This is a genomic window from Streptomyces sp. NPDC004561 (genome assembly GCF_053602155.1).
On sequence record NZ_JBSGDB010000299.1, the window covers coordinates 1 to 11,269 of the forward strand.

An 11,269-nucleotide genomic window follows, 5' to 3' on the forward strand; every position below is an offset into this window, starting at 1 on the left:
GCCCGGCGGCCGCGGGGGCCGCTTTCCGGGCGGACTCCGGAGCGGGTTCCCGGACGGCCTCCGGAACGGGTTCCGGCCGGGGCGCCGCGAACGCCCCGCCGGCGGCCTCCTGTTCCGCTTCCGCCGCGGGCGCTCCCCCGTCGGCCTGGGTCGCGGGCACCTGCTCGGCCGCCGCGAAGGGGCCCGGGGCGGCCTCCGGTACCGGTCCCGGCTCGGGCGGCCCAACCGCTCCCTTCGCGGACCCAGGCTCGGGCGACGCGAGGGCTTGCTCGGCGGACTCCGGTGCGAACTCCCGCCCGGACGGCGCGAAAGCTTGCTCGGCGGACTCCGGTGCGAAGTCCCACCCCGACGACGCGAAGGCTTGCCCGGTGGCCTCCGGTGCCGGGTCGTGCTCGGGCTGCGGGAGCGCTGACCAGGTGGCGGCCTCCGCCGAAGGCTTCGGCTCGGGCGGCGCGGGCGCGTCCCCGGCGGCTTCCGGCGAGGGATCCTGCTCAGGCGGCTCCTGCGCGGCGCGTTGCGCCGGTACCGCCGGTTCCCGGGCCGCCGGTCTCCCCACCACCGTGTTCTTCGCCGAGGCGAAGCGGTCGTCCAGGGAATCGGGCGCGGCCGTGGGACCCGTGTCCTGGGTGGAGTCGTCGTACAGCTGCCCCCACCAGTCGTCCTCGGGACGGGCGGGCCTTCCCCCCTGCTGGCTCATGCCCCTAATTGTCCACCGAACGGGCGGTATGAAAACGGGGCATCGGAAATTTCCGGTGCGGCTGCCCGAGTCGAACGCCGTGTCGAGGGCCAAGACGAACAGTCGTACGGGATACGACGGTTGGCCGCCGGGCGGCCCCACCCCCCACGGGAGGACCGCCCGGCGACGTCTTGAGCGACCCGGCCCCGAATCCCCTTCGCGCGCTCGCGCACGTACGGGCCCCGGCCACGGTCCGGATGACCGGCCCGCGACAGGCGCGGGCGGATGGCCGGATTGTGGCGTGGTTTCCTGGGTCGCGGCGGTGGGTCGTACGTCCGGTTCCGGGGGCCCTCGGGCGTCCGACCATGTGTGCTGCGGTGAAGCACACCTTGGCAGAGTGACCGTCGGTACGGCGATGATGTGCGGCGGCGGGTTTGCGCCGTGGCCGGTTTCCGCCAGGCCACCGCCCGCCGTGACGGCTTGTTCTCAGGGGAGGGACGCGGGGCGATGCTGACAGCGATAGGGCTGGACGAGACGCACGAGGCGGCGTACCGGGCGCTGGTGTCCGTCGGCGCGGCCGACGTGGCCGATCTGGCGCGGCGCCTGACGCTCGCGGAACGGGACACCGAGCACGCGCTGCGCCGGCTGGAGCGGCAGGGACTCGCGGCCCGGTCCTCGGCGCGGCCGGGCCGCTGGGTGGCGGCCCCGCCGGCGGTGGCGCTGGGCGCGCTGCTCACCCGGCAGCGGCACGAGCTGGAGCAGGCGGAGCTGGCGGCCGCGCTGCTCGCGCAGGAGTACCGGGCGGCGGCGGCCGAGCCGGCGGTGCACGACCTGGTGGAGGTCGTGACGGGCGCGTCGGCGGTCGCCCAGCGCTTCCTCCAGCTCCAGCTCGGCGCCGCCGAGGAGGTGTGCGCGCTGGTGACCGACAACCCGCTGGTCGTCTCCGGGCTGGAGAACGAGGCGGAGGCGCAGGCGGCCGCGCGCGGGGTGCGCTACCGGGTGGTGGTGGAGCGCGCGGTGCTCGACCTGCCGCACGGGCTGGCCGAGCTGGCCGCCGCACTCGGCCGGGACGAACGGGTGCGGGTGGTGGACCGGGTGCCGACGAAGCTGGTGGTCGCCGACCGTGCGCTCGCGATGGTGCCGATGACCTCGCGGACGGCGGAACCGGCCGCGCTGGTGGTGCACGCCAGCGGACTGCTGGAGCTGCTGGCCGGACTGTTCGAGTCCGTGTGGCGCGAGGCGCTGCCGTTGCGGCTGGGCACCTCCGGGGCGGCCGAGGAGGTGCCGGACGGCCCGGACGCCACCGACTTGGAGGTGCTGTCGCTGCTGCTGGCCGGGCTGACCGACGCGAGCGTGGCCAAACAGCTCGACCTGGGCCTCAGGACCGTGCAGCGCCGGGTGAAGCGGCTGATGGAGCTGGCCGGTGCGACGACCCGGCTCCAGCTGGGCTGGCATGCCTACGAGCGGGGCTGGGTGTCCCGGGAGCAGCCGGGCTGAACCCGCCGGTGACCCGCCCGTTCGGTCCCCTGATCGCGGCCGCAGGGTGCGGTGCCGAGCGGTCAGCGGACGAGGACGCGCCGGACGGCGTCGGCGACGGCGCGCATGCCCGCGTCGTCGAAGTGCAGGTGGTCGCCGGGGTCGTAGGCCGGCAGGATGCGCGTCGGGTCCGCCGGGTCGCGTACGGCGGCGTCGGCGTCGGCGACCGCGTCGAAGGCTCCGCCGCCGCGGATGAAGGCGTTCACCCGCTGCCGTACCGACTCGCGGGCGCGCGTGTAGGCGGCGTAGCCCCGGAACGGGGTGAGGGTGACGCCGACGACCGTGATGCCACGGGCGTGGGCGCGGGCCACGAGGGTGCGGTAGGCGGCCGCGTAGGCGGCGGGGTCGTTCGCCGGCGGGGTGCCCTTGATGTCGTTGATGCCCTCGAGGACGACCAGGGTGCGGGCTCCGGCCCGGTCCAGCGCGTCGGCGTCGAGGCGGGCGAGGGCGCTCGGCCCGACTCCGTCGCGCAGCAGGCGGTTGCCGCCGATGCCGGCGTTGAGGACGCCGAGCCGTTGGGCGAGCAGCTCCCGGGCGAGCCGGTCGGGCCAGCGGCGGTTGGCGTCGGGGGTGGAGCCGGTGCCGTCGGTGAGGGAGTCGCCGAACGCGACGACGCTGCCGGTGGCGAGGCCGCGGACGTCCACGCCGGTGACGTAGTACCACCAGCCGGTGGGTGCCGAGTACGCGGAGCCGTCCTCGTCCGCGGCCCGGCCGGCGCCCGCGCGGGCCACGTAGCTGGTCTGCAGGGCGCTGCGGTGGAAGGTGGCGGGTCCGCCGTCGACCGGGGTGTACACGGTGACGAGGAGGTCGGCGGCGGCCGGCACGGCCAGCGGCACCGGGTCGGTGACGAGGTCCCGGCCCGGCGGGACGGTCACGGTGGGGACGCCGTGGAAGGTGGCGGTGCGCATGGTGCCGGGCACGGCGTCCGGGCCGGCCGCCCCGCGCAGCGCGACGGTGACCGCGCCGAGGAACAGGGGTGCGGTGCCGAGCCGGTTGCTGAGCCGGACGCGGACGGCGGTTCCGCCGACGCTGAGATGGACGACGTTGCGAACGGCCGCCCCCGGCAGCGCGGTGGCGGTTCCGGACGGCGCGGTCTCCCAACTGCCGGCCCAGGTGAGCGCGGCGTGTCGGACGCCGGACCGGTCGGTGCGCCGGAGGGCGGGCAGGGCGACGCCGGTTACCGACGTCGCGCTCCCCCGGCCGCCGGAACGGGCGGGCGCGGCGGGTTCGGCGTCGGCGGTCGCCGTCATGCCCGGCAGCAACAGCGTCAGCAGCAGGGCCGCGAGGACCCGTCCGACCTTGCCCATGTGTGCGCCCGCCCTTCCCCGTGATCCACCCGAGGCGACCGTGCCACAGCACCGGGCCGCGCCACCGGAACACCGGCGGCGGTCCACCCGAGCGGCCCAACGCCACGCCGGTCGCCGACGACATCGCGAGCCCCGGGGACCGTCGCGCGGCCGCCGCCCCCGCGGGCGGCCGGCTGCTCATCGACTCCGGAGCTTGCGGCACCTCCGCACCTCGTACGCCGCCCGGCCGTTCGTGCCCGACACGGTCGAGAGGACTCTGACCGATCTGCTCCAACAGGCGGCGGAGTGAGGGCAGTTGCGGCCCGGACGGACCCCCGTGCGGAGGTGGTCGGCCCCGGCACCGTCTACGCCGGGAGCATGCCCTCCAGCGTCAGCAGCCACACCTTGCGTTCGAGGCCGCCCGCGTACCCGGTCATCGACCCGTCGGCGCCGATCACCCGGTGACAGGGCCGCAGAATCAGCAGCGGGTTGGCGCCGATCGCCCCGCCGACGGCGCGAACGGCCATGCGCGAGGCGCCGATCCGGGCGGCGATCGCGCCGTAGGTGACGGTGGCGCCGTACGGCACCTCGTCCAGCGCGTCCCACACGCTCCGCCGGAACTCGGTGCCCGCCGCCCGCAACGGCAGCCGGAAGTCCCTGAGTTCACCGGCGAAGTAGGCGGCGAGCTGCTCCCTCGCCGCACGGAACGGCCCGGGGTCGCACCGCCAGCCCTCCAGCACGGCGCGCCCGCCCTTCTGCCCGGGCACGGACAGCGAGGTGAGCGAGCCGTCCGGGTCGGCGGTGAGCAGCAGCCGCCCGACGGGCGAGTCCAGGTGGGTGAAGTACACGGCGGTCATCGGCTCGCCTCCAGCGCCGCGCACAGATGCCGGACGGCGTACGACCGCCACGGCCGCCACGCGTCGGACACGGCCATGTCCGGCGGGGCCACGTCCGGGTCGCCGAGGGCGCGGACGCGGACGGCGGCGATCGTGGCCGGGTCCATGCCGGGCAGTGCGCGCAGGACCGCCTCGGCGTCGTCCCGGTCGGCGCCCGGGTCCAGCCGGAGGGTGCCGTCGGCGAGAGCGGCCGCGAGCGCGCCCAGCGGCCCGCCGGGCTCGGCCTCGGCGAGGACGGCGGGCTCCGGGAAGAGGTGGGTGAGGCTGCCGCAGGGGGCGTCGAGCGCCTTGCCGTACCGCAGCACGAGCCGGCCGGCGCCCTCGGTCCCCACCAGGGCCCCCACGGCGGGCTCCAGCGGGTCCACCGCCCCGGGCGAGCGCAGTCCGGGCCGGGCGGCGACCAGCGGGGCGAGCCGCGGGTCGGCGCCGAGGCGTTCGTCGACGGCGTACGGGTCGGCGTCGAGGTCGAACAGCCGCCGCAGCCGCTGCACGGCGGTCGTGAGGTCCCGGGGGTCGGTGAGGTGCAGCCGGGCGTCCAGCCAGCCGCCGGGATGCGTGCCGCCGACCGTTCGCGGCTCCCGGGTCCGCTCCGCGACGGCGACGATCCCGGTGCCGTACGGCAGCCGCAGGGTGCGCCGGTAGGTGCGGCCGCCCGCGGCGCCGGTCACCTCCTCGACCCCCGGCACGGCCTCCCGCGCGAGCTGGTCGAAGACGGCGCCGGCCTGGTAGGGGCCCCGGTGGGCGAGCCGCAGCGGGATGCCGGCCTGTGGAGCGGCCCGACGGGCGTCGCGGCCGCGCGGGGCGGCGGTCCGCACCTCGGTCGGCGTGGTGGCGTACACCTCCCGCACGGTGTCGTTGAACTGCCGGACGCTGGCGAACCCGGACGCGAACGCGATCTCGGTGACCGGCAGGTCGGTGGTCTGCAGCAGCACCCGCGCGGTGTGGGCCCGCTGGGCGCGGGCGAGCGCCACGGGGCCCGCGCCCAGCTCGGCGGTGAGCTGCCGCTGCACCTGCCGGGCGCTGTAGCCGAGCCGCGCGGCGAGCCCGGCGACGCCCTCACGGTCCACGACACCGTCGGCGATCAGCCGCATGGCCCGCCCGACGACGTCCGCGCGGACGTTCCACTCCGCGGACCCGGGCACGGCGTCCGGCCGGCACCGCCGGCAGGCCCGGAACCCGGAGCGCTGCGCGGCGGCGGCCGTCGGGAAGAACCGCACGTTGCGCCGCTTCGGCGTCACCGCCGGGCAACTGGGCCGGCAGTAGATCCCGGTCGTCTCGACGGCGAAGAAGAACGCCCCGTCGAACCGCCCGTCCCGACTGCGCACCGCTTCGTACCTGGTGTCCTCGTCCATCACACCCCCCAGTGTGAACCGTCACCGGCCCCACCGACTGGCGGAAATCGGACGCCCACGTGAAGAGCCCGCGCCGTGACCTGCCGGAGCGAGGCAGAACGGGTTGCGACGGCCTGACCGCGCCCCGCCGGGACGGGGCGCGGTGGCCCGGCCGCGGCCCGCCCGGAGGGGCGGACGGGAGACGACGACCTGGCTACGGCCTGCCCAGGCAGGACCGAGTGCGGGCGGCTGCCCGCGGGAGGGGGTGACCGCATGCGGGGCCCGGCCACGGCCCGCCCGGTGGGGCGGACGGGACGCGGCGACCTGGCTACGGCCTGTCGAGGCAGGGCACCGTCGGGACGTGGGGGGCCGGCCACGGCCTGCCCGGACGAGGCCGACCCGGCGTGACGGCCCGGCGTGACGGCCCGGCCACGGTCCGCCTGCGCCCGGCCGACCGGACGTCGCGACCTGGCCACAGCCTGCCCAGGCGAGCCGACCCGGCGCGGGGCCTCGACCACGGCCTGCCCGGCCCCAGCCGACCGGATCCCGCAGCCCGGCCACCGCCACCCACGTGAGCCCCGACCAGACCTCTCAGTCTGGCCACGATCTCCCCAGACCGGCCGGACGTCGCGGCCCGGCCACGGCCTCCACCGCCCCGCCCCATCGGGACGTCGCCACCTAGCTCCGGCGTCCCCGCTTCGCCTCCATCGCGGCCTTGCCCGCTGCTCCCCTCCGCTTCCAGTCCTTCTTCATCTCGGCACGGAGCCGGGCGTCGGTCTTGGCCACGATCCACTGGTTCTCGCGCACCAGCTTCCGGTAGCTGTCCAGGCGCCGTGCGGCGAGTTCCCCGTTCTCCACGGCGGAGCGCACCGCGCAGCCCGGCTCGCTCTCGTGGGCGCAGTCGTGGAAGCGGCAGCGCCCGGCCAGTTCCTCGATCTCGGCGAACACCTGCCCGACCCCGATCTCGGCGTCGTACAGGCCGACCCCCCGAAGCCCGGGGGTGTCGATGAGCACGCCGCCGGAGGGCAGGGCGAGCAGGTTGCGGGTGGTCGTGGTGTGCCGCCCCTTGCCGTCGACGTCGCGGGCGGCCTGCACGTCCATGACGTCCGCGCCGACGAGGGCGTTGGCCAGGGTGGACTTGCCCGCCCCGGACTGGCCGAGCAGCACGGAGGTGCCGGAGCCGACGAGCGCGACGAGGGTGTCGAGTCCGTCGCCGTGCAGGGCGCTGACGCCGAGCACGGGGACGCCGGGCGCGCTCGTCTCGACGTCCTGCACGAGGTGGGCCAGGGTGACCGGGTCCGGCACGAGGTCGGCCTTGGTGAGGACGACGACGGGCTGGGCCCCGGACTCCCAGGCGAGCGCGAGGAAGCGCTCGACCCGGCCGAGGTCGAGGTCGAGGGCGAGGGACACGGCGACGACGGCGTGGTCGACGTTGGCGGCGAGGATCTGCCCCTCGGACCGCTTGGAGGAGGTGGAGCGGACGAAGGCGGTGCGGCGCGGCAGATACGCGCGGACGTAGCGGGGGGTCCCGCCGGGTTCGACGGCGACCCAGTCGCCGGTGCACACGACCCGCATCGGGTCGTGCGGGGTGACGAAGGCGGTGTCGGCGCGGACGACCCCGCCGGCGATGACGACGTCGCACTGGCCGCGGTCGACCCGTACGACCCGGCCGGGCAGGAGACCCTGCCCGCCATACGGAGCGAACTCCGCTTCCCATCCCTCGTCCCAGCCGTAGGGGGCCAGGGGGTGCGACGAAGCGGAAGAAGCCGAAGGAGAAGACAGATTCAAGGGGAACCCTTCACAGGGGCGGCCCCGGCCGTGCGCACTCACAGGCGCGAAGAAGACAGGAGAGATCAGCCGGAGACCACGGAGGTGGAGTGGATGAACTTCTGGTTACGGGCAGCGCCCATCACAGAGACAGCCATCGGTCACACCTCCCGTTCCTCACTCGGTCGACAACAGCGGCGGACAGCCACTGCGTGAAGTGGACCTCACCCTAATGGCGCGCGCATTCGAGCGCCACCGATTTTCTGGCGGGGTCACAGGCCATGCTGGACGAGTAGCGTCATCAGGCTCCGCTTGCGCTTCTGGCCGGTACGGGGAGCGGCGAGGTAGGCGGTGAACTCGTCTTCGGTGCCCAGACGGTGGCAGTCGCGCATGCTCAGTAGCAGACCGGCCAGTTGCTCGTCCGCCTTGGCCAGTCGTGCCATGAGGTACTTCTCCGCCCAGCCGATGCGGTTGCGGCGCCAGACCGCAGCCGTATGAGGCAGCCCAGAGCTTCAAGGTGGCTGCGGCAGCCGCGGCGGCGTCGTCTTCGGTCATCATGCGGACAGCCCTTTGCTCGCGCCGTCCAGGATGCCACCGACTACGCCGACGAGCCTGACGATCGATGAAGGACTGATGCCCCACCTGCTACCACGGCCATCTGCTTCAGCGTGTGAGCCGTGTCAAGGCGTCGTCGTACCCCAGGGCGTTCTCAGGAAGCAGCTCTTTCATCCTGGTGAAGAATTCTGTGCCGGACTGCTGGAGGGCGTCCACGAGTTCCCGTTCCTCAACGGAGACTGTTCGCTTGACGTCGTCGTAGGTGAGTGACACAAGGACGAGTCCGCCGCCTAGGCGTTTGAACAACAAGCGGATCGGCTGATCCGGGAAGTATGTCGATGCCTCGTCCTCGTTGACCAGTTTCTGCGCCATGTCACTGATATAGGCCCAGAGTTCGTCGACATAGTCCCAGAGCTCCCGGTCCAGGATCCGTACGCCGTTGATGGTCATATCGATAGCCCCCTCGACATACGAAGGATCCGCAGGAGGAAGGCTTGCCTCCGCCACGTCGATGAAAGATCCCGACTTGGTGCGCAGGTAGGAGGTGATCTCGATCATATAGCCAGCTTACTTGTCGAGCGTTCCGGGATAAAATTGGCCGACGCGGCCATTCTTGATGCCGAGGACGTAGTCCACGCCGTTTACTCGACCCTCGATCTGATACATGCCCATCGGACCGCGCGAGACGAGTTTGTCCCGGTTCTGCTTCAGCGTCTCCGTGATGGCATCTTGCACATCCTGGACGGACATTTTTCCGTCGAGGAACGACTGTTTCGCCTTGACAGACCCGTCCCAGTATTCCGGATGATGCCTTTCCAGAACATGCGCCATGCCCTTTTTGTCAAGCACAAACTCATTGCTACCGAACTGAAATTTCCGGCTCTGCCAGCTCTTGAGCGCGTTCTCGACCTTGCATGTGAACAGGCCCAGCGGATCCGACTCGCTCCCCGGGTTGCCGACATAGGCATGCGGGTTCGGACCAGGCAGGAGGCCCATTGGGTCCGACGTGAGGTATCCGCCCGTTTCGGGATCGTAGTAACGCAACAGGTTGTAGTCGAGGCCCGTCTCGTCATCGGCGTACTGCCCAGGGAACCGTAGCGGGCACTCCACAGCCGCCTCAAAGTCCACGGTAGAGGGAAACTTGGTGCCCCAGAGTGTGGTGCGGGACTGCCACGCAAGTTCGGCGGAGGGGGACACCAGTTCCATGGGCGTGCCGACCGCGTCCGTGATCACGGCGTAGAAACGTGGCCTCTTGTCGAGGCTGGTCTCCTCGGCCAGTCGGGCGAGGAACGAAGTTTCGGCAGACGACGCCCGCCGGTCGGTCTGTGCGACCGGGCGGTGGGTCCCTGGCTCATAGTCCCAGGTGGTAATCCTGCCGTCCGGACCGGCCTGTTCCGCAAGGCGAGTGTCGTCCCACGAGAAATCGGTGCGATCCGCTGCTGAACCGTTCTCGCCGACACGATGTTTGGAGATGCGCCGACCCATCGGGTCATAGTGGTAGAGCCAGTGGTCGCCGTCAGGTGTGACCACCTCTCTCAGTCGGTCCTCGGCATCCCAAGCGTAGGTCCAGAGGCGCTTCTGCCCGTTGAGGAGCCTGCGCACCCGGCGGACCAGGCGCCCCTGTGCGTCGTGTTCGAACGTCGTGCGTCCCACGTGACGGACAAGTGTGCCCTCGAACTTGCGCCCGCCTTCTGAGTCGCGGCCGGGGGCCGATGCTCCGATCAGGTTGCCAACTGCGTCGTAAGCATACGTTTCGGTCCATCCGTGTGCCCGCACGTCCGTGACTCGGCCCATGGCGTCCAGATCGTACCGACGCGTTCCGGAGGTCAGTTCGCGGATCTCCGTGAGGTGTCCGTCGGCCCGGTAGGCGTACGTACGGTGCTGGAGGAGTCGGTCCGGCCCCGCACCGGTCGGAGCCGACACCAACGACTGATCGCTCAGTCGCCCGGTCGGGCTCCAGCTCTGGGTCAGCCTCACCGCCTCGCCCAGCCGTCTCTCGCTCTCGCGCCCCGCCTCGTCGTAGATGAAGGCGATCGAGTCCGTCGCCGAGCGCAGCAGGATCGGGTGTCCGGACGCGTTGTACGTCCATTCCGATACCAGGCCGGAAGGTGTCACGCGGCGGGTACGGCGACCGACGGCGTCGTATTCGAAAATCGATCGTCGGCTGTTGACCGTCTCCGACAGGATTCGCCCCAGCGCGTCCCGCTCGAACACCACTTCGGCATCCGCGTTGGCCGCACGTCGGAGCCCGCCGTCCAACCCGTATTCGTACGTCGTGATCTCACCGGAGTCGTCTTGCCGAGTCATGACCCGGCCACAAGCGTCCAGCGTGAAGCGCATGACCTCGCCGGCGCCGTTGGTCCGGGCGATCAGTTCTCCCGCAGGGTTGTGCGCGTACGTCAACGTGCGCCCGTTGAAGTCCGTCTCCGCGATCAGCTGGCCGACCTCGTCGTAGATGTATGACCAGGTCCGCCCATCGGGGTTGGTGACCCCGGTCAGGCGCAGTTCGGTGTCGTACGTGAAGGCATACCGGGTGCCGTCCGGGTCGATGCGGGTAGCCGGGAGGTCGAAGGGCGCGGCCGTCTGATGGGTGGTGTTGCCCGCTGGATCGGTATGGGTGACGAGGTTGCCCTCGGCGTCCCACGTCCACGACTCACGGGTGCCGTCGGCCAGATTGCGCCAGGACGGCTTGCCCTCCGTGGTCCAGCCTAGGCGGGTGGCGTGGCCGAGCGGGTCGGTCACCTCGATGACCCGACCGAAGGGATCGCGGCGGATTGTCGTCGTGTGGCCCAGCTCGTCGGTCACGGCGATGGGTAGGCCCGCGGCGTCATAACCCACGGTGCGGGTGTGACCCAGGGCGTTGGTGATCGCCGCCGGACGACCCTTGTCATCAACGGCGTAGCGGGTCTCGGCGCCAAGCGGGTCAACAGTCTTCAGCAGGTTTCCCCGCTCGTCATAGGTATGCTGCCAGACAGCGCCTCCCGGATCGACCACCTCAGTCGGCAGACCGAGTGAGTTGTAGGCGGCCCGTGCCACCGTGCCATCAGGCTGGGCGAGTTCGACCAGATTTCCGGCCTGGTCGTAGGCGTAGCTGGTGGTGTGGCCGCGAGGATCGGTGACCGTCAGTGGCTTGGCGCCGTATTTTTCCCACACTGTACGGGTGACATGGCCCAGCGGATCCGTCTCCTCCACCACCTTGCCTTCGGCGTTGTGGCGGTGGAT

At 72.3% G+C, this 11,269-nt stretch carries 8 protein-coding genes and 1 pseudogene; 1 reads left to right on the forward strand and 8 read right to left on the reverse strand.

The features are described from left to right. Positions 1 to 697 (reverse strand): annotated as a pseudogene (locus ACWEN3_RS30820) (hypothetical protein); the annotation flags it as partial. A gap of 486 nt (positions 698 to 1,183) precedes the next feature. Here ACWEN3_RS30820 and ACWEN3_RS30825 point away from each other — a divergent pair. Further along, positions 1,184 to 2,173, forward strand: coding sequence for a helix-turn-helix domain-containing protein (locus ACWEN3_RS30825; protein ID WP_452977260.1), 990 nt, complete (start codon positions 1,184 to 1,186; stop codon positions 2,171 to 2,173). A 62-nt stretch (positions 2,174 to 2,235) separates the two neighbouring features. Here ACWEN3_RS30825 and ACWEN3_RS30830 read toward each other — a convergent pair whose 3' ends face one another. The 7 genes from ACWEN3_RS30830 to ACWEN3_RS30860 form a co-directional block, all read right to left on the reverse strand. Beyond that, on the reverse strand, positions 2,236 to 3,519 hold the full coding sequence (locus ACWEN3_RS30830) for a GDSL-type esterase/lipase family protein (RefSeq protein ID WP_452977263.1): 1,284 nt from the start codon (positions 3,517 to 3,519) through the stop codon (positions 2,236 to 2,238). A gap of 344 nt (positions 3,520 to 3,863) precedes the next feature. After that, positions 3,864 to 4,355 carry a methylated-DNA--[protein]-cysteine S-methyltransferase gene (locus ACWEN3_RS30835; protein WP_452977266.1) on the reverse strand — a complete coding sequence of 164 codons (492 nt, stop codon included), beginning with the start codon at positions 4,353 to 4,355 and terminating at the stop codon, positions 3,864 to 3,866. Then, on the reverse strand, positions 4,352 to 5,746 hold the full coding sequence (locus ACWEN3_RS30840; protein WP_452977267.1) for a DNA-3-methyladenine glycosylase 2 family protein: 1,395 nt from the start codon (positions 5,744 to 5,746) through the stop codon (positions 4,352 to 4,354). The genes ACWEN3_RS30835 and ACWEN3_RS30840 overlap by 4 nt, the downstream gene beginning before the upstream one ends. 657 nt (positions 5,747 to 6,403) lie before the next feature. After that, complete coding sequence (rsgA, locus tag ACWEN3_RS30845) at positions 6,404 to 7,507, reverse strand: ribosome small subunit-dependent GTPase A (RefSeq protein WP_452977279.1); 1,104 nt, start codon at positions 7,505 to 7,507, stop codon at positions 6,404 to 6,406. Between the two features lie 257 nt (positions 7,508 to 7,764). Next, the gene (locus ACWEN3_RS30850) at positions 7,765 to 7,935 is read right to left on the reverse strand and encodes a hypothetical protein (RefSeq protein ID WP_452977270.1); all 171 of its coding nucleotides are present in this window, start codon (positions 7,933 to 7,935) and stop codon (positions 7,765 to 7,767) included. Positions 7,936 to 8,155: 220 nt separating this feature from the next. Continuing rightward, positions 8,156 to 8,605 carry a hypothetical protein gene (locus ACWEN3_RS30855; protein ID WP_452977273.1) on the reverse strand — a complete coding sequence of 150 codons (450 nt, stop codon included), beginning with the start codon at positions 8,603 to 8,605 and terminating at the stop codon, positions 8,156 to 8,158. A 9-nt stretch (positions 8,606 to 8,614) separates the two neighbouring features. Then, the coding region (locus ACWEN3_RS30860) for an RHS repeat-associated core domain-containing protein (RefSeq protein ID WP_452977276.1) at positions 8,615 to 11,269 on the reverse strand (2,655 nt) is incomplete at its 5' end.

Bases quoted from the DNA above. Each gene is read 5' to 3' on its own strand.
- ACWEN3_RS30835 (WP_452977266.1), bottom strand. From the start codon at position 4,355: ATGACCGCCGTGTACTTCACCCACCTGGACTCGCCCGTCGGGCGGCTG.
- ACWEN3_RS30855 (WP_452977273.1), bottom strand. From the start codon at position 8,605: ATGATCGAGATCACCTCCTACCTGCGCACCAAGTCGGGATCTTTCATC.
- ACWEN3_RS30850 (WP_452977270.1), bottom strand. From the start codon at position 7,935: ATGGCACGACTGGCCAAGGCGGACGAGCAACTGGCCGGTCTGCTACTG.
- ACWEN3_RS30825 (WP_452977260.1), top strand. From the start codon at position 1,184: ATGCTGACAGCGATAGGGCTGGACGAGACGCACGAGGCGGCGTACCGG.
- ACWEN3_RS30830 (WP_452977263.1), bottom strand. From the start codon at position 3,519: ATGGGCAAGGTCGGACGGGTCCTCGCGGCCCTGCTGCTGACGCTGTTG.
- ACWEN3_RS30840 (WP_452977267.1), bottom strand. From the start codon at position 5,746: ATGGACGAGGACACCAGGTACGAAGCGGTGCGCAGTCGGGACGGGCGG.